Genomic DNA, 17245 nt, shown 5'->3' with positions numbered 1-17245 from the left:
GGCCACCCGAGGCTGGGCGAGCCGGCCACCGCTGGTCGAGCCGGGCGAGCCGGCCACCGCTGGTTGAGCCGGGCGAGCCGGCCACCGCTGGTCGAGCCGCCCATCGCTGGTTGAGCCGGGCGGAGCGCTAGCGGAGCCCGTGTCGAAACCTGGTGAGCCGCCGGGAGACTCACCGCCTGCGGGCCTCGATCAGGAACCGCGTCGAGTGCGCAACGAACGCACCGTCCACCTCGATGAGGTCGTGCAGCGCGCGCAGCCGGTCCCCGTACCGCTCCACCGAGAACTCGGGGACCCACCACGGACACTTGCGCAGGATGTAGACGACGGCGCCGATGTCCAGCAGCTCCATCCGCAACCGCTCCAGCCGCAGGTCGAGCACGTCGAGACCGGCCCCGGTGGCACGTGCCCGTGCCACCTCCGGGTCACGAGCCTGCGGACCGGGAGGCCACGGGCCGAGGAACCATTCACTGAGCTCGCGGGCGCTGTCCGGCCCGACCTGCTGGGAGAAGAACGTGCCGCCCGGCGCGAGCACCCGCGCCGCCTCCGCCCATGGGGTCACGACCGGGTGCCGTGTCGTCACCAGGTCGAACGAGGCGTCCGCCAGCGGCAGCGGGCCCTCGTCCGGCGCCAGGACGACCTGACCACCCAGCGGTCCGAGGGCACGCCGCGCCACGGCGAGGTTCGGCGCCCACGACTCGGTGGCGACGAACCGCGCAGGCAGTGGCCCTGCACCGGCCACGACCTCGGCGCCGCCGGTCTGCAGGTCGAGCGCCGACCGCGCCGAGGCGAACCGACGGCGCAGCAGTCGCTGGTAGCCCCAGGAGGGCCGCTCCTCGCTCGCCCGCCCGTCCAGCCAGGAGAAGTCCCATCCGCTGACGTCCACGGTGGCCGCCTCGGCGACCAGCTCCTCGTACGACGTCATGTCCCCACCCTGCTGCGTCACCGGTCGAGGAGGCGAGCCCTTATCGAGACTCCGCGACCGCGCTCGGCTGGTCTCGATAAGGGGCATCACTTCGTTCGCCCCTACTCGACCGGCGGATGGGTGGCCGCCCCTAACTTGACCGGCGGGATGGGTGGCCGCCCCCAGTCGACCGGCGGGGTGGGTGGGTGGCTAGACGGAGGTCAGCGGCACGTCGGGGTCGGCGAGGCGCTGCAGGTCGACCGGCTTCTCGGACCGGATCAGCGCCTTGACGTCATCGACCACGTCCCACACGTTCACGTTCATCCCGGCGCGCACCCGACCGTCTCGGACCCAGAACGCGATCAGCTCGCGCTTGTCGAGGTCGCCGCGGACCACGACGTCGTCGGAGGCCTCGCCGAGACCGACGTACTCCATCCCGAGGTCGTACTGGTCGGTGAAGAAGTACGGGAGGTCGTCGTACGTCGCGTCCTTGCCGAGCATCCCGCTCGCCACCGCGGCCGGGTGGTTGAGTGCGTTGGCCCAGTGCTCGACGCGAATGTGCTTGCCGGACAACGCATCCGGGTACTGCGCGACGTCTCCGACGGCGTAGACGTGCTCGTCACTGGTCTGCCCGTGCGCGTCGGTCACGACGCCGTTGTCGATCCGCAGCCCGGCGGCCTCGGCGAGCTCGACGTCCGGGGCCGCGCCGACGCCCACGACGACGACGTCGGCAGGCAGCACCTCGCCGGAGCGCAGCCGGACGCCGGTCACGCTCCCGTCGCCCTCGAAGCCCTCGACCTCGGTCTCGGTGCGCAGGTCCACCCCGTGCTCCCGGTGCAGCTGCGCGAACATCGTCGCCATCCTCGGCCCGAGGACCCGCAGCAGCGGGAGCTCCAACGACTCCAGCACCGTGACCGACGCCCCGGCCGTCCGGGCGGCTGCCGCGGTCTCCAGACCGATCCAGCCGCCCCCGACGACGACCACCCGCGCGTCCTCGGTGAAGGCGGCCCGGAGCCGGTCGCTGTCGGCGACGGTGCGCAGCGTCAGCACGCCGTCGAGATCCGCCCCCGGCAGGTCCAGGGTTCGCGGCTGGGCACCGGTCGCGAGCAGCAGGACGTCGTAGGCGAGATGCTCGCCGGCGGAGGTCGTCACCGTCCGCGCGGCCGGGTCGAACCCGGTCGCGCGCTGACCGAGCCGCAGGTCGATCCGCTGCTCGTCGTACCACTCCCGCGGGTGGACCGTCGTGTCGTCCAGGCCCTCGCCGGTCTGCAGGTACTCCTTGGACAGCGGTGGTCGCTCGTACGGCAGCCGGTCCTCTGCGGCGAGCAGCACCAGCGACCCGTCGAAACCCTGCTCGCGCAACGCCTCCACCGCCTTGGCGCCCGCCAGGCCGCCACCCACCACCACGATCGTCCGCTCATCAGTCGAGGTCATGTGCCCACCCCATACCCCTCCGCCTCGGACCTGCAAGAGGTGGTCGTCCTACGGTGGGTGCCATGAGTCCCGCCAGCGCTTCCCGCCCCACCCGTGACCTGCATGTCGTGCTGTACGGCGCGACCGGCTTCGTCGGACGGCTGACCGCCCGCCATCTCGCCGCAGCCGCTCCGGAGGGGACCCGGATCGGCCTGGCCGGACGGAGCCGCGAGCGGCTGGAGAAGGTCCGCACCGAGCTCGGCGCGAACGCAGCCGACTGGGAGCTGATCGTCGCGGACGCCACCGACACGGCCTCCCTCGCGGCGCTGGCCGAGCGCACCCAGGTCGTCATCACGACCGTCGGCCCGTACGCGTCGTACGGTCTGCCGCTGGTCGAGGCGTGCGCCCGGACCGGCACCGACTACGTCGACCTGACCGGTGAGGTGCTCTTCGTCCGCAAGTCGATCGACCGCGTGCAGGAGATCGCCGAGGCGTCCGGCGCCCGGATCGTGCACAGCTGCGGCTTCGACTCGGTGCCCTCCGACCTCGCGGTCATGCTCGCGGCCAAGCAGGCGCAGGCCGACGGTGCCGGCGAGCTCACCGACACCACGCTGTACGCCACGCTCAAGGGCGGGTTCAGCGGCGGCACGATCGCGTCGGCGCGGCAGCAGCTGGACGAGATCCGCGGCGACAAGGCGGCCCGGTCGGTCGCGCTCGACAAGTTCGCCCTGAGCCCTGACCGCGCCGCCGAGCCGAAGGGCGAGTGGAAGGACTCGGCCGCCGTCCGCCACAGCGACGAGATCCGTTCCTGGACGGCGCCTTTCGTCATGGCGATGTTCAACACCCGGATCGTCCGACGGAGCAACGCCCTGCTCGGCCACGCGTACGGCAAGGGCTTCCGCTACCGCGAGGTCATGCGTACGGGCGACGGGACGAAGGGTCGTGCGACCGCGTACGCCGTCGCGGGTGCCCTCGGCGCCGGCTTCGCCGCCCTCAACGTGCCGCTCCTTCGTCCCGTGACCGACCGGCTGCTGCCCTCCCCCGGCGAGGGCCCGAGCGAGAAGGCGCAGGTCGAGGGCTTCTTCCGGATGGAGGTCCGGACGACGACGACGGACGGCTCGCAGTACCGCAGCATCGTTGGGGCACAGGGTGATCCGGGGTACGCGGCCACCGCCGTCATGCTCGGCGAGAGCGCTCTGTGCCTCGCGCTCGAGCGGGACCGCTGCCCGCTGCCCGCCGGGATGAACGGCGGCGTGCTGACGCCCGCGACCGCGCTGGGTGACGTTCTCGTCGACCGGCTGCGGGCGAAGGGCTTCACCTGCACCGCAGAGCGGGTCTGAGGAGCCCGTCGTGGCGATCGAGGTGCGACCGGCCACGAGGTTCACCGACGTCGCCGCCGTGCTCGGACCGAAGCGGCCCGACGCCAACGTGTGCTGGTGCCTCAGCTACCGCATCCCGGCCAAGGAGAACCGCGCCCTGGTGGGCACCGCACGCGGCGAGTACATGAAGGGGCTGTGCCGGCGCAAGCCCGCGCCCGGCGTGCTCGCCTACGACGGCGACGAGGTCGCCGGGTGGGCGGCCGTCGCACCTCGCAGCGAGACGACCTTCGCCACCAGCCGGAAGATCCCGCACGTGGACGACCAGGCGGTCTGGTCGGTGTGGTGCGTGCGTGTCCGCCCGGGCCACCGCAAGCAGGGCATCTCCCACCACCTCGTCGCCGGAGCCGTCGCGTTCGCCCGGGACCACGACGCGCCCGTGCTGGAGGCGTACCCGGTCGACAACGGCGGAGAGCGGGTCGACCCGACCATGGCGTACGTCGGCACCCGGGCGCTCTTCGAGGCCGCCGGCTTCGAGGTCGCCGCACCGACCGACTCGGTGCTGAACGGGTTCCCACGGGTACTGATGCGGCTCGACCTGCGCTGAGGCGGACCGTTCCTGTCCGCGTTCGCCGCTAGCGTCGCTCGCATGACGACCCTCGCCGACGTCGCCCGCATGCGTCTCGTCGCCCAACGTCTCGTCCCGCCCGCGACCCATGTCGCCGATGTCGTCTCCTGGATGGGCTGCACCCAGGCGCAGGACCTCGGCGCTGCTCGTACGGCGGTGGCGCTGCGGGTCGGGGCGTCGTCGTACGCACCGGTGCACGAGGCACTCGACGCCGGGACGGTGGTCCGCTCGTGGCCGATGCGCGGCACGCTGCACCTGGTCGCCGCACCCGACCTCGGCTGGATGCTGGGGCTCACCAGCGAGCGGCAGGTGCGGCAGGCGAGGCGGCGGCACGAAGAGCTCGGCCTCACCCCGGCGGTGCAGAGCCGCGCGGAGTCGATCGCCACGGCCGCACTGGACGGCTGCGGGCTGACCCGTGCGGAGCTGATGGCCGCCTGGGAGGAGGGCGGCGTCGACACGACGGGCCAGCGTGGCGTCCACCTGCTCGGCCTGCTCGCCCACCGGCACGTCGTGTGCCTGGGTCCGGTACGCGGCGGTCAGCAGGAGGTCGTCCGCACCGACCGCTGGATCCGGCAGCCGCGGCGGCTGGAACGCGAGGAGGCAGTCGTCGAGTGGGCGGTCCGCTACTTCCGCAGCCATGGCCCCGCGACGCTGCGCGACTTCCTCTGGTGGACCAAGCTGCTCGTCTCCGAGGTCCGGCCGCTGCTGCCGCAGGTCCGAGAGGTGTTGGCGTCATTGACGATCGACGGCACGGAGTACCTCCTCGACCCGGCCCTTCCGGACGCCTACGCCGAGCACCGGCGCGCGACGGCGGCGCCGATGCTGCTGCCTGCGTTCGACGAGATCCTCATCGGTTACACCGACCGGTCCGCCCTGCTCGGTGGGCACGACCTGGAGCGAGTCGTGCCGGGCGGCAACGGCGTCTTCCTACCGCTGGTCGTGCAGCGCGGCCAGGTGGTCGGCACCTGGCGTCGGCCGCGGAAGGCCGGTGAGTCCGTGCAGGTGACGGCGTTCGGCTCGCTGCCGCTGGCCCTGGAGCGCAGGTTGCCCGCGCTGACCCGCGCCCTGCCGACCAGGAACGGGCGCGTCTGAGGTCTGGTCGCTGCCCCTGGCCGCCGCTAGCGTCAGCGCATGAGCCTCCGCACGCGCGCCACCGTCGTCGCGCTCCTCGCCGCAGTCGCCACTCCGGCCGGAACGGCCGCCGCCTCCCCCACTCCGGCGCGACCGGCGACGAGCGCCTCCGTCGCCGTTCTGCCCGTCACGATCAGCACCGTCAGCGTCCGCGTCGGTGACCGCTCCTTCAACGCGCGCCTCGCGCAGCCGACCGGCAGCGCGCCGGGCGCGTACCCGGTGATCGCCTTCGGCCACGGGTTCCTGCAGGGCGCCGGCCGGTACGACTCCACGGTGAGGGCCCTCGCCGCCCGCGGCTATGTCGTCGTGGCGCCCGACAGCGAGACCGGATTCTTCCCGAAGCACGGGCGGTTCGCCGACGACCTGTGGGGCGCGGTCACCTGGGCGCGCTCCACCCAGCCCAACGCCAGCCCCACGCTGGACGCCGTGTCCGGCCACTCGATGGGTGGCGGCGCCGCACTGCTCGCCGCCGACCGGCACCCCGAGCTCGAGACGGTCGCGACGCTGGCCGCCGCCGAGACGAACCCCTCGGCCACGACCGCCTCCGCCGGCATCACCGCACCGGCCCTCTTCGTCGTCGGATCCGTCGACGGCGTCGTCGCGCCGAGCACCACCCGGCGCATGTACGACGCCAAGCCCGCACCCGCGCGGTGGGCCTCGATCACCGGCGGGTACCACTGCGGGTTCGCCGACTCCACGTCCTACTTCGGGCTCGGCTGCGACTCCGGCACGATCTCGCGCGCCACGCAGCTCTCCGTCAGCCAGAACCTGCTCGGTGGGTGGTTCGACCAGCAGCTGAAGGGTGCTCCGGCCGCACCGGTGCCGTCCGGCGTGGTGACGGAGCAGAAGTAGGCGGCGCCGCGCGGCCGGTCCACCCCGGCGCCGGTCGGCCGCGCGGCTACGGTGTGCGCCATGCCCGACGCCGAGCAGATCACCGACCGCCTGCAGGAGCTCGCCGCGAGCGCCGTCGCCGGGCGTCGCGTGGTCATCGTCTGCGGCGTCCTGGCCGGAGCCACCGGGCGCATCGAAGCGCTGCGCCGCAACGGCGCCTCGGACGTCCTCGTCCTGGCCCTCGGGACCGGAACCGGCGACCTGCCCGCCGGCGACGACGTCCGCTGCGTGGTCTGCCCGGGCGCGCCGATCCGCTCGATCGCGGACGAGATCCGGGTGTGGCAGCAGTTCGTCGCCGCTCCGCCGCAGGAGGCGCTCGACGCCCTCGCTGCCTTCGACCCCGACTGCACGGCGCTCGCGCTGTGCCTGCTGCCGGTGACCCTGGAGACCTACCAGGGGCGAGACACCCTGGGCGGTCGGCCACCGGCGTACACCGCGCTGGAGGACAAGACCCTCAGCCTCGACCTGTGGTCCGCCGCGGGCGTGCCGCACGTCGAGGAGATCGTCCTCCCGGTCGAGCGCGACACGCTGCGCGCCGCGGCGGCCCGGCTCGACCAGGGGCACGGCACGGTGTGGTCCGCCGACGCCTCCGACGGCATGAACGGCGGCGCCGACCGCGTGTTCTGGGTGCGCGACGACGCCACGGCGACGACCGCGTACGAGCAGCTCGCCTCGTACGCGCGGTGCGCCCGTCTCATGCCGTTCCTGGAGGGCGTGCCGTGCAGCATCCACGGCATCGTCCTGCCGGACGGGGTGGCGGCGCTGCGACCGGTCGAGCTGATCGTGCTGCGTCGTCCGGACTCGGCCAAGTTCGTGTACGCCGGGATCTCCACCGGATGGGACCCCGCACCCACGGACCGGGAGGCGATGCGCGACGTCGCCCGCCGCGCCGGCGCCGTCCTCGCCGAGCGGCACGGATACCGCGGCGCGTTCGGGATCGACGGCGTGCTCACCGCCGACGGCTTCCGACCGCACGAGCTGAACCCGCGCTTCTCCGGCGGGATCAGCACGATCGGCAAGGGCCTGCCCGACCTGCCGCTGGACCGCTTGCACGACCTCGTCCTGCGCGGCGTCGACCCGGGCATCCCGGCGTCCGACCTGGAGCAGACCGTCGTCCAGGCGGCGGACGCTGCACGCTACGGCTCGGTCTACACCCTGAGCACCCACGTCCGGCCCGGACGGACCACGTCCGTCCTGGTCCGCAGGACGCCGGACGGCTTGCGCCTCACCCGGGACGTGGACGCTGCGGACGGCGAGCTGCAGCTCGGACCGCACCTGACGGGAGCGCTCGTGCGTTACACGCCACGCGCCGTGGCGCCCGGACCGAGACTCGCACCGCTCGCGCCCGAGGTGTTCGCCCTCTCCGACCGCCTGTGGGGTACGGCGCTCGGCCCCCTGGCGGCTGCGCCCGCTGTTCGCTGAACCGTCTACGCTTCGGGGTCGTGACGATGACCCGCGAGCGTTTCCGGACGTGGTTCCTGGACGCCGAGAAGGCCGACCCGGGTGGGTACTACGAGGACGAGCGCGAGGCGACCAGCCAGCACCACGTCCAGCCGTGGTGGAAGGTCATGTGCCTCACCGGCGTGGACTACTTCTCCACGCTCGGCTACCAGCCCGGGATCGCCGCCCTCGCGGCCGGGGCGGTTGCACCGGTCGCCACCCTCGTCCTGGTCCTCATCACCCTGTTCGGCGCCCTGCCGATGTACCGCCGGGTCGCCACGGAGAGCCCGCGCGGTGACGGCAGCCTCTCGATGCTGGAGCGGCTGCTCAGCTACTGGGGCAGCAAGCTGCTCGTGCTGGCACTGCTGGGCTTCGTCGCGACCGGCTTCATCATCACCATCACGCTGTCGGCCGCGGACGCCAGCGCCCACCTGATCGAGAACCCGTTCGTCCACGACCAGCTCTCCGGCGCCCAGGTCGTCGTCACGCTGACGCTGATCGCGCTGCTGGCCGCGGTGTTCCTGAAGGGGTTCACCGAGGCGATCGGGGTCGCGGTGGTGCTCGTCGTCGCCTACCTGGGGCTCAGTGCTGTCGTCATCGGCGACGGACTCCTGGAGGTCGTCACCCACCCGGACCGGCTGGGCGACTGGACCGACGCCATGAGCGTGGAGCACAGCCTGCCGTTCGGGGTCATCGGCGCTGCGCTGCTGGTGTTCCCGGCGCTGGCGCTCGGCCTGTCCGGGTTCGAGACCGGTGTCGTGGTCATGCCGCTGGTCAAGGGCGACCCCGACGACACCCAGCAGCGACCGCTCGGGCGCATCCGCAACGCCAAGAAGCTGCTGACGACGGCCGCGCTCATCATGAGCGTGCTGCTGATCAGCTCCTCCCTGGTCACCACGGTGCTGATCCCGCACGAGGCGTTCGAGGCCGGCGGCGAGGCGAACGGGCGCGCCCTCGCCTACCTGGCCCACGAGCGTCTCGGTGAGGGCTTCGGGACGGCGTACGACGTCGCCACCATCGGCATCCTGTGGTTCGCCGGTGCGTCCGCCATGGCCGGCTTGCTGAACATCGTCCCCCGCTACCTCCCGCGGTACGGCATGGCTCCGGACTGGGCGCGATCGACCCGCCCGCTGGTCGTGGTCCTCACCGTGATCGCGGCACTGGTGACGCTCTTCTTCCGCGCCGAGGTCGACGCGCAGGCGGGTGCGTACGCGACCGGCGTTCTGGCGCTGATGACCTCGGCGGCGGTCGCGGTGTTCCTCACCGAGCTGAAGCGTGGCCACCGGCGCAACACCGTGCTGTTCGCCGTCGTGAGCGCGGTCTTCGTCTACACCAGCGCCGTCACCGTCGTGAAGGACCCGGAGGGTCTGCTCATCGCGCTGCTGTTCGTGGCCATGATCGTCGTCATCAGCGTCACCTCGCGGATCCAGCGCAGCACCGAGCTGCGGGTGCAGCAGGTCGTGCTCGACGACGTGGCGCACGAGCTGATCCGTGACGCGGCGCGTCCCGGCGAGCCGCTGCGGTTCATCGCCAACAAGCTCGACGCGGGCGACGACGAGGAGTACGTCGAGAAGTCCCTGGAGGTGCGCCTGGACAACCACCTGTCCGAGGGCGAGGAGGCGCTCTTCCTCGAGGTCGAGATCTCCGACGCGAGCGACTTCACCTCACCGGTGCGCGTCACCGGGACCACGATCGGCAAGCACCGCGTCCTGCGCGCGGTCGGGACCAGCGTGCCCAACGTCCTCGCCGCCGTCCTGCTGTACGTCCGCGACCACGCCGAGCGGCCGCCGCACGCCTACTTCGAGTGGAGCGAGCAGGCGCCGGGGCAGAACGTCCTGCGCTTCCTGCTCGCCGGCGAGGGCGACATCCCGCCGCTCACCCACGAGATCCTGCGGCGCGCCGAGCCCGACGAGTCACGCCGCCCGTACATCCACGTCGGCGGCTGAGGAGCGGTCAGCGGCGGCTCCCCCACTCCCACGCCGGCACGGTCAGCAGGCCCTGACCCTCGACCGACGTCTCGCCCAGGTCCTTCACGAGGCGGACCAGCCGCGCGGGTGTCCCGAGCCCGACCGGTGCGTCGTCGTCCTTAGAGATCTCCAGCGCGTCGATCAGCGGAGCGGAGTGGGTCACGACGACCACCTGCGTGTACGCCGCCGCCTGCCTGATCATCCGCGCCAGCGGGGCGAGCAGGTCCGGGTGCAGGGACGTCTCCGGCTCGTTCAGCACCATCAGCGCCGGTGGCGAGACCGTCAGGAGGGCCGCCGCCCACAGCAGGTAGCGCAGCGTGCCGTCCGACAGCTCGGCCACCGACAGCGGGCGCAGCATGCCCGGCTGGTGCAGCTGCACCTCGAACCGCCCGTCCACCACGGCGACCTCCAGCCGGGCGCTGTCGAACGCGTCCGCCACCGCGGTGTCGAGCTCCCGTCCGCCGCCCTCGCGGATCGTCTGCAGGGCCGCGGCGAGGTCGGCCCCGTCGTCGGCGAGCACCGGCGTACGGGTCCCGACCTGCAGCTGCCGGGCCGGCGCGGCCGCGTCGCTGCGGAAGCCGTCGTAGAACCGCCAGGACCGCAGCATCCGGCGGACGGCGATCAGCTCCGGCGCGTACTGCGGGTCCGCGAGCTCGGTGATCATGCTCTCCCACGGAGCCAGGCCGCGGCTCAGCTCGCGCCAGCCGCGCCCCTCGCGGACCTCGACGACCGACCAGCGGCGCCGGACGAGGACGGCGCCCGGCCGCATCACCGGACCGCTCCAGACGACCTCGCGCTTGACCTCGGGGTCGCGCAGGAAGGCGGACTCGTACCCCGGAGCCTGCTGCGGCAGGCCGAGGTCGACGAGGTAGCCGAAGTCCTCCGAGGCGAACCCCAGCCGCAGGCTGATCGGGCCCTTGCGAACGGTCCCCTGCACCTGGTGACCGCCCCGCCGCGGCCCGTCGAGCGTGGCGGGCCCGGCCCACAGCGCCGAGGACAGGCCGCCCTCGCGGGCCAGCGCACCGACCGCCTCCCCGCGGCCGCACCCGGCCAGCAGGCGCAGCGCGCGGTAAAGGCTGGACTTCCCGCTGCCGTTGGCGCCGGTCACGACGTCGAGACCGTGCAACGGCACGACGACCTCGCGCAGCGACCGGTACCCCGAGACGGCGACGGTCGTCAGCATGCGCCCAACCTAGAGCCGGGCCCGGACAGTCAGGAGGCGCAGACTCCCCACAGCCGCAGGTCGGACCGGACCCGGGCGGTGGTCATGCCGCAGCCGACCTGGTCGGTGCCGAGGTCCTTGACCGTCCAGCCCTTCGCGGTGTGGTGCAGCACGACCTGCGCGGGGTCGACGTCGGAGCTGCGGGGCGCGACGAGCGCCGAGGCCCAGGAGCCGCCCACCGAGGAGACCCGGATCCGGTTCACCACCACGCCGGTCGGCGGTACCTCGCCGAGCAGCGGACTCTTCTCGACGGCCTTGACGATCGCCGCCCGCGTGGCCGCCGACGGGGTGGATGCCGTGGGCTTCACGACGACCTTCGCACCCGAATCCGTCGGTGTGGACGCCGAACCCGTGTCGGCTCCGGACACCATGGCGACGCCGACGAGGCCGGCCGCGGCGATGGACAGGATGGTGCGCTTCATGGATCGATGCTCCTCCTGCGGGCGTGAGCCCGCGTCCCCGAGTGGTACCGGCGTGGCCGCCGGCACCCGCACAGACGCCCGGCCGGTTCGCCGGGTTGGGGTCGGTCTCAGCGTGTGATCGAACCGTGACGGGGCCCCGGAGACGGCAGGATGCACCCATGCCCACGACGGAGATCGAGACGCTGGACCAGCTCGAGGAGGTGCTCCGCGCGGGGCGTCCGCTGCACGGCCTACGGCTGCAGGACCTCGACCTGACCGGGCCGGTCGGCGCCCGCCTGCTCGCCCGGGACGCGCACGGGCTCGTCGTGCTCGGCGGCGTTCTCACCCCGGAGCTGGAGCACGCGCTGCGGGAGCAGGGAGCCACCATCTTCCCGAGCGCTCCGTCGGCGCCGGTCGATCCGTACCGCTCGCGCCTGTACGCCCCGACCGAGCTGTACGCGGGTCTGCACGACGGCGGGTACGCCGCCACCCCGGACGCCCAGGCGTACGCCTGGGCGCAGGATCCCGGCCTGCGGCACGACGCGTTCGTGACGCTGCTGCGCGCGATCCACGACCACTCGATGAGCGACGCGCTGGACGAGCTGCTGGTGGCGCGACGCACGGTCGGCGTGATGGGCGGGCACGCGGTGGAGCGCGGTACTCCCGCCTTCGCGGACGCCGCCCACCTCGGGCACACCCTAGCCGGCGCCGGGCTCCTGGTCGCGACGGGCGGCGGACCCGGCGCGATGGAGGCCGCCAACCTCGGTGCCTCTTGCTCGGACCCGGCCGCACTCGACCGGGCGCTGGACCTGCTCGCCGCCGTACCGTCGTTCCGTCCGTCGGTGCAGGCGTGGGCCGAGACCGCCGTTCAGGTGCGCGACAGCTGCCTCACCGAGCCGGCGGCGACGCCGCGCAGCCTGGGCGTACCCACCTGGTTCTACGGCCACGAGCCGCCCAACCTGTTCGCCGACGCCGTCGCCAAGTTCTTCTCCAACGCCCTGCGGGAGGACATCCTGCTGGCGCGCTGCGACGCGGGCATCGTCGTGCTGCCGGGCGCGGCCGGGACGGTGCAGGAGATCTTCCAGATCGTGACCCGGCTGTACTACGCCCCCGAGGACGCCGGCCTACCGCCGCTGGTCCTCGTCGGCCGCGACCACTGGACGGGGTCGACGCCGGTGTGGCAGCCGCTGCAGGCCATGGCGCGCGGTCGGGCGATGGAACCGGTCGTGCACCTGGTCGACACCGTCACCGACGCGGCCGAGCTGCTGACGGCACAGGTCAGCCGCGCTCGCTGACCACCGGCGTCGTCGCGGCGGGCGGCTCAAGCCGTGGACGCGGCGAGCTGGCCGCAGGCGCCGTCGATCTCGGAGCCGCGGGTGTCGCGGACCGTCGTCGGGATACCGTGCGCGCGAAGCCGTTCGACGAAGTTCTGCTCGACCCCGCGTCGCGAGGCGGTCCACTTCGAGCCCGGGGTCGGGTTCAGCGGGATCGGGTTGACGTGCACCCACCCCTTGCCCCGCTGGTTCAGCTTCTGGCCGAGCAGGTCCGCGCGCCAGCCGTGGTCGTTGATGTCCTTGATCAGGGCGTACTCGATCGACACCCGCCGGCCCGTGGCGCGGTAGTAGCGGTACGCGGCGTCGATCGCCTCGTCGACCGTCCACCGCGTGTTGATCGGCACCAGCTCGTTGCGCAGCTCGTCGTCCGGTGCGTGCAACGACAGGGCCAGGGTCACCGGGATGCCCTCCGCCGCCAGCTTGTCGATCGCCGGGACCAGGCCGACCGTCGACATGGTGATGCCACGGGCGGACATGCCGAGGCCGTCCGGCGCGGGATCCGTCAGCCGGCGGATGGCGTTGATCGCCTGCCGGTAGTTGGCCAGCGCCTCCCCCATGCCCATGAAGACGACGTTCGAGACGCGCAGCGGGGACTCGACCTCCTCCGCGTCACGCTCGCCGGCGAGGTCGCCGTGGCGCAACGACCGCGCACCCGCGACGACCTGCTCGACGATCTCGGCGGTCGACAGGTTGCGAGTCAGACCCTCCTGCCCGGTCGCGCAGAACGGGCAGTTCATCCCGCAGCCGGCCTGGCTGGAGATGCACATCGTGACCCGACCGGGGTAGCGCATCAGCACCGACTCGACCAGGGCGCCGTCGAACAGCCGCCACACCTGCTTGATGGTGGCGCCGGCGTCGGCTCGCAGCTCCCGGACCGGCGTGAGCAGCGTCGGCAGCAGACCCGAGACGAGGTCCTGACGGGCGTTCTTCGGCAGGTCCGTCATCGCGTCCGGGTCGTCGACCAGGCGCTCGAAGTAGTGCGTCGAGAGCTGCTTGGCGCGGAACCCCTGATGCCCCATCTCCTCGACGGCGGCCTTGCGCTCGGCCGAGTCGAGGTCGGCCAGGTGCTTCGGCGGCTTCCCGCGGCGGGGCGCGGCGAAGGTCAGCTGCCCGGGCTGCGGACGGCGTACGGGGTCGGGCAGATCGGTCATGACGCCACCCACGGGGTCAGTACGGCCCAGACGACGGGGACGGCCAGCAGCAGGGAGTCCAGCCGGTCCATCAGCCCCCCGTGCCCGGGGATCAGGTTGCTCATGTCCTTGATGCCGAGGTCGCGCTTGATCATCGACTCGCACAGGTCACCGACGGTGGCCGCCACCACGACCAGGGCGCCGAGCAGTGCACCGACCCACCAGTCGCCGTCCAGGATCAAGGTCACGCAGAGCGCGCCGGCGACGATGCAGGACACCGCCGAGCCCGCGAAGCCCTCCCAGGACTTCTTCGGGCTGACCGACGGGGCCATCGGGTGCTTGCCGGTGGCGGCACCCACGGCGTACCCACCGATGTCGCTGGCGATCGTGACCACGACGAAGGTGATGATGCGGCCCACGCCGTCGTCCGGCCGCAGCAGCATCATCGCGAAGCCCACCAGCGCGGGGACGTAGAGCACCACCATCACGCCGCCGGCCACGTCCCGCAGCGCCGAGGGGCCGTCGGCGTACAGCGCGCCCCAGATCACGATGGCCAGGATCGCGACGACGATCGCGGGCGCGAGCACCCGCGGACCCCAGACGTACGCGAGAACCGGCAGCACCGCCGCCGCGGCGAGGGTCGGGATCGTCGGCGGATGGATCTTCGCCTTGCTCAAGCCGTTCAGCAGCTCGATCGCCGCCACCACCGAGGCAGCCGTCACGAGCGCGACGAACGCCTCCTTGCGCACCACCAACGACGCGAGCACCAGGGCGCCGAGCAGCACGCCGACCCCGATCGCCATCGGCAGGTTGCGACCTGCGCGCGGCGGCGGGTTGGGCGCGACCGGGGTCGAGCCGAGGCTCGCGCCGCGAGCCTCGCGACGCGACGCCGGTCCGGGTGCTTCGGTGGACATCATCTTCTGGCCGTGCCGATGGTCCTCAGACCTCGAGCAGCTCGGCTTCCTTACCCTTCAGGAGGCCGTCGATCTGGTCGACGTACTTCTTGGTGGTGGACTCCAGCTCCTTCTCACCGCGCGCGCCCTCGTCCTCGCCGACGTCGCCGTCCTTGACGAAGCGGTCGATCTCCTCCTTCGCCTTACGGCGGATGTTGCGGATGGAGACCTTGGCGTCCTCGCCCTTGTGGCGGGCCAGCTTGATGTAGTCGCGGCGCCGCTCCTCGGTGAGCTGCGGCAGGACGATGCGGATGACGTTGCCGTCGTTGCTGGGGTTCACCCCGAGGTCCGACTCGCGCAGCGTCTTCTCGATGGCCGACATCGAGCCCTTGTCGAACGGCTGCACCAGGATCGTGCGCGCCTCGGGCGTCTGGAACGAGGCCAGCTGCTGCAGCGGGGTCGGCGCACCGTAGTAGTCGACCGTGAGCTTGTTGAACATGCCGGCGTTGGCGCGGCCGGTGCGGATGCCCGCGAAGTCCTCCTTGGCGACCTCGACGGCCTTCTCCATCTTCTCCTCGGCCTCGAGCAGGCTGTCGTCGATACTGCCGTCCATGGTGGTGGAACTCCTCGTCGCTGGCTGAGGGCCGGTCGGCCCCTACGGTGGTCTCGCCGGCCGCTCAGGCCGGTGTGACCAGTGTGCCGATCCTCTCACCTCGCAGGGCGCTGGTGATCGCACCCTGCTGCTCCATCGAGAACACCACCATCGGCAGCTTGTTCTCGGCGGCCAGGGAGAAGGCCGTCTGGTCGACGACGCGCAGCTCCCGCTCCAGGGCCTCCTGGTAGGTCAGCTCATCGATACGGGTGGCCGTCGGGTCCTTCTTCGGGTCGGCGGTGTAGACACCGTCGACACCGCTCTTCGCCATCAGCACCGCGTCACAGCGGCTCTCCAGCGCCCGCTGCACCGCGACCGTGTCGGTGGAGAAGAACGGCATGCCCATACCGGCGCCGAAGATCACGACCCGGCCCTTCTCCATGTGGCGGATCGCGCGGCGCGGGATGTACGGCTCGGCGACCTGACCCATGGTGATGGCGGTCTGCACGCGGGTGTCCACGCCCTCCTTCTCCAGGAAGTCCTGCAGGGCCAGGCAGTTCATGACGATGCCGAGCATGCCCATGTAGTCGGCGCGCACGCGGTCCATGCCCTTGGTCTGCAGCTCGGCACCGCGGAAGAAGTTGCCCCCGCCGATGACGACCGCCACCTGCACGCCCGACCGTGCCGCCGCGCCGACCTGCTGGGCGATGCTCTTCACCACGTCGGGGTCGAGCCCGACGCGACCACCGCCGAACACCTCACCGGAGAGCTTCAGCAGAACTCTCGTGTACGTCGTGCGGTCGGATACTGCTGTCACGGCGCCTCCCAGCGGTGCTGCGTGTGGGTCGAGGCAGTCTTCCACATCCGGGCCGGTACACCTGCAACCGCCGGAACGGGTGAACCTGCGCCGGCGGGTACGCGAACGCCGGCCGCCCCGCGAGGGGACGACCGGCGTACGTGCTGTGTCAGACGCCGACCTTGAAGCGGGCGAAGCCGGTCACCGTCGCGCCGGCCTCCTCCGCGATCTTGGCCACGGTCTTCTTGGTGTCCTTGGCGAACGGCTGCTCCAGCAGGACGTTGTCCTTGAAGTAGGAGTTCACCCGGCCCTCGACGATCTTCGGCAGGGCGGCCTCGGGCTTGCCCTCCTCCTTCGCGGTGGCCTCGGCGACGCGACGCTCGTTCTCGACCGTCTCGGCGTCGACCTCGTCACGGGACAGGACGGTCGGGCTGAACGCCGCGACGTGCATCGCGATGTCGCGGGCCACGCCCTCGTCGCCGCCCTTGGTCGCCACCAGCACACCGATCTGCGCGGGCAGGTCGGGGCTGGTCTTGTGCATGTAGGAGACGACGTGGTCGCCCTCCAGGCGGGCTACGCGCTTGACCTCGATCTTCTCGCCGATCGTCGCGTTGGCCTCGTCCAGCAGGGTCTGGACGGTCTTGCCGTCCAGCTCGCTGGCGAGCAGAGCCTGCGCGTCCGTGGCCTTGACGGCGACGGCCTGGTCCAGGACGCGACCGGCCAGCTCGACGAACTTCTCGCCCTTGGCGACGAAGTCGGTCTCGCAGTTGATCTCGACGAGGGTGCCGACGCCGTCCTCGACCTTGCCGGCCACCAGGCCGTTGGAGGCCGCGCGGCCCTCGCGCTTGGTGACGCCCTTCAGACCCTTGACGCGCAGGATCTCGGTGGCCTTGGCCTGGTCGCCGTCGGCCTCGTCGAGTGCCTTCTTGACGTCGAGCATGCCGGCACCGGTCTGCTCGCGCAGCGCCTTGATGTCAGCGGCGGTGTAGTTCGCCATGAGTGTGCGTTGCTCCTTCTCGAAAGAGAGTTCAGCGAAAGGGTGGTCAGGCCTGCTCGGCCGGGGTGTCGGTCGACGCGTCGTCCGCGGCCGGAGCCTCGGTGGTCGCGGCGTCCGCGGCCGGAGCCTCGGTGGTCGCGGCGTCCGTGGCCGGAGCCTCGGTGGTCGCGGCGTCCGCGGCCGGAGCCTCGGT

At 72.2% G+C, this 17245-nt stretch carries 16 protein-coding genes; 7 read left to right on the top strand and 9 right to left on the bottom strand.

From position 1 onward, the window contains the following. Positions 1-169: 169 nt before the first annotated feature. Together P4R38_RS03170 and P4R38_RS03165 are read right to left on the bottom strand one after the other, a co-directional pair. The gene (locus P4R38_RS03170) at positions 170-922 is read right to left on the bottom strand and encodes a methyltransferase domain-containing protein (RefSeq protein ID WP_277191015.1); all 753 of its coding nucleotides are present in this window, start codon (positions 920-922) and stop codon (positions 170-172) included. 189 nt (positions 923-1111) lie between these two features. Beyond that, entirely contained in the window at positions 1112-2335 is a 1224-nt protein-coding gene (locus tag P4R38_RS03165; RefSeq protein WP_277191014.1) for an NAD(P)/FAD-dependent oxidoreductase, read from the bottom strand. A 62-nt stretch (positions 2336-2397) separates the two neighbouring features. Between P4R38_RS03165 and P4R38_RS03160 the strand changes: the two genes are divergently transcribed. Genes P4R38_RS03160 through P4R38_RS03135 form a run of 6 tightly spaced genes read left to right on the top strand, consistent with a single transcriptional unit; the run spans position 2398 to position 9666 of the window. After that, on the top strand, positions 2398-3654 hold the full coding sequence (locus tag P4R38_RS03160; protein WP_277191013.1) for a saccharopine dehydrogenase family protein: 1257 nt from the start codon (positions 2398-2400) through the stop codon (positions 3652-3654). A 10-nt stretch (positions 3655-3664) separates the two neighbouring features. Then, positions 3665-4237 carry a GNAT family N-acetyltransferase gene (locus P4R38_RS03155; protein WP_277191012.1) on the top strand — a complete coding sequence of 191 codons (573 nt, stop codon included), beginning with the start codon at positions 3665-3667 and terminating at the stop codon, positions 4235-4237. 42 nt (positions 4238-4279) lie between these two features. Continuing rightward, positions 4280-5350, top strand: a complete 1071-nt coding sequence (locus P4R38_RS03150; RefSeq protein ID WP_277191011.1) for a winged helix DNA-binding domain-containing protein — start codon at positions 4280-4282, stop codon at positions 5348-5350. 39 nt (positions 5351-5389) lie between these two features. Continuing rightward, entirely contained in the window at positions 5390-6241 is an 852-nt protein-coding gene (locus P4R38_RS03145) for an alpha/beta hydrolase (protein ID WP_277191010.1), read from the top strand. Between the two features lie 60 nt (positions 6242-6301). After that, entirely contained in the window at positions 6302-7702 is a 1401-nt protein-coding gene (locus tag P4R38_RS03140) for a hypothetical protein (protein WP_277191009.1), read from the top strand. A 26-nt stretch (positions 7703-7728) separates the two neighbouring features. After that, positions 7729-9666, top strand: coding sequence for an APC family permease (locus P4R38_RS03135; RefSeq protein ID WP_277191204.1), 1938 nt, complete (start codon positions 7729-7731; stop codon positions 9664-9666). Positions 9667-9673: 7 nt separating this feature from the next. Here the strand turns inward: P4R38_RS03135 and P4R38_RS03130 are convergent, their stop codons facing one another. Then, positions 9674-10870 (bottom strand): AAA family ATPase, encoded by a 1197-nt coding sequence (locus P4R38_RS03130; protein WP_277191008.1) that lies wholly within the window; start codon positions 10868-10870, stop codon positions 9674-9676. Between the two features lie 29 nt (positions 10871-10899). Further along, positions 10900-11331 carry a hypothetical protein gene (locus P4R38_RS03125; protein ID WP_277191007.1) on the bottom strand — a complete coding sequence of 144 codons (432 nt, stop codon included), beginning with the start codon at positions 11329-11331 and terminating at the stop codon, positions 10900-10902. 158 nt (positions 11332-11489) lie between these two features. Here P4R38_RS03125 and P4R38_RS03120 point away from each other — a divergent pair, with 158 nt between their 5' ends. Continuing rightward, entirely contained in the window at positions 11490-12605 is a 1116-nt protein-coding gene (locus tag P4R38_RS03120) for an LOG family protein (protein WP_277191006.1), read from the top strand. 26 nt (positions 12606-12631) lie between these two features. On the opposite strand, the gene rlmN is transcribed toward P4R38_RS03120, so the two are convergent. The 5 genes from rlmN to tsf form a co-directional block, all read right to left on the bottom strand. Beyond that, the gene (gene rlmN, locus P4R38_RS03115) at positions 12632-13795 is read right to left on the bottom strand and encodes a 23S rRNA (adenine(2503)-C(2))-methyltransferase RlmN (protein WP_277191005.1); all 1164 of its coding nucleotides are present in this window, start codon (positions 13793-13795) and stop codon (positions 12632-12634) included. Next, positions 13792-14691, bottom strand: coding sequence for a phosphatidate cytidylyltransferase (locus tag P4R38_RS03110; protein WP_277191004.1), 900 nt, complete (start codon positions 14689-14691; stop codon positions 13792-13794). Before P4R38_RS03110 ends, rlmN begins: the two co-directional genes overlap by 4 nt. 22 nt (positions 14692-14713) lie before the next feature. Then, a complete protein-coding gene (gene frr / locus P4R38_RS03105; RefSeq protein ID WP_275240823.1) occupies positions 14714-15280 on the bottom strand; it encodes a ribosome recycling factor in 567 nt (188 codons plus the stop codon). 64 nt (positions 15281-15344) lie between these two features. Further along, positions 15345-16076, bottom strand: coding sequence for a UMP kinase (gene pyrH / locus P4R38_RS03100; protein WP_275240822.1), 732 nt, complete (start codon positions 16074-16076; stop codon positions 15345-15347). Positions 16077-16224: 148 nt separating this feature from the next. Continuing rightward, positions 16225-17052 carry a translation elongation factor Ts gene (tsf, locus tag P4R38_RS03095; RefSeq protein ID WP_277191003.1) on the bottom strand — a complete coding sequence of 276 codons (828 nt, stop codon included), beginning with the start codon at positions 17050-17052 and terminating at the stop codon, positions 16225-16227. Positions 17053-17245 lie beyond the last annotated feature (193 nt).

It is taken from the genome of Luteipulveratus flavus (genome assembly GCF_029439465.1).
GTDB lineage: Bacteria > Actinomycetota > Actinomycetes > Actinomycetales > Dermatophilaceae > Luteipulveratus > Luteipulveratus flavus.
This window is presented reverse-complemented; position numbering and strand designations above follow the sequence as displayed.

What these genes read in the sequence shown, in the direction of transcription:
- P4R38_RS03125 (WP_277191007.1), bottom strand. Translation starts at nt 11,331, where the DNA reads ATGAAGCGCACCATCCTGTCCATCGCCGCGGCCGGCCTCGTCGGCGTC.
- P4R38_RS03140 (WP_277191009.1), top strand. Translation starts at nt 6,302, where the DNA reads ATGCCCGACGCCGAGCAGATCACCGACCGCCTGCAGGAGCTCGCCGCG.
- P4R38_RS03150 (WP_277191011.1), top strand. Translation starts at nt 4,280, where the DNA reads ATGACGACCCTCGCCGACGTCGCCCGCATGCGTCTCGTCGCCCAACGT.
- P4R38_RS03145 (WP_277191010.1), top strand. Translation starts at nt 5,390, where the DNA reads ATGAGCCTCCGCACGCGCGCCACCGTCGTCGCGCTCCTCGCCGCAGTC.
- P4R38_RS03160 (WP_277191013.1), top strand. Translation starts at nt 2,398, where the DNA reads ATGAGTCCCGCCAGCGCTTCCCGCCCCACCCGTGACCTGCATGTCGTG.
- P4R38_RS03135 (WP_277191204.1), top strand. Translation starts at nt 7,729, where the DNA reads ATGACCCGCGAGCGTTTCCGGACGTGGTTCCTGGACGCCGAGAAGGCC.
- P4R38_RS03165 (WP_277191014.1), bottom strand. Translation starts at nt 2,335, where the DNA reads ATGACCTCGACTGATGAGCGGACGATCGTGGTGGTGGGTGGCGGCCTG.
- tsf (WP_277191003.1), bottom strand. Translation starts at nt 17,052, where the DNA reads ATGGCGAACTACACCGCCGCTGACATCAAGGCGCTGCGCGAGCAGACC.
- P4R38_RS03120 (WP_277191006.1), top strand. Translation starts at nt 11,490, where the DNA reads ATGCCCACGACGGAGATCGAGACGCTGGACCAGCTCGAGGAGGTGCTC.
- rlmN (WP_277191005.1), bottom strand. Translation starts at nt 13,795, where the DNA reads ATGACCGATCTGCCCGACCCCGTACGCCGTCCGCAGCCCGGGCAGCTG.
- frr (WP_275240823.1), bottom strand. Translation starts at nt 15,280, where the DNA reads ATGGACGGCAGTATCGACGACAGCCTGCTCGAGGCCGAGGAGAAGATG.
- P4R38_RS03170 (WP_277191015.1), bottom strand. Translation starts at nt 922, where the DNA reads ATGACGTCGTACGAGGAGCTGGTCGCCGAGGCGGCCACCGTGGACGTC.
- P4R38_RS03110 (WP_277191004.1), bottom strand. Translation starts at nt 14,691, where the DNA reads ATGATGTCCACCGAAGCACCCGGACCGGCGTCGCGTCGCGAGGCTCGC.
- P4R38_RS03130 (WP_277191008.1), bottom strand. Translation starts at nt 10,870, where the DNA reads ATGCTGACGACCGTCGCCGTCTCGGGGTACCGGTCGCTGCGCGAGGTC.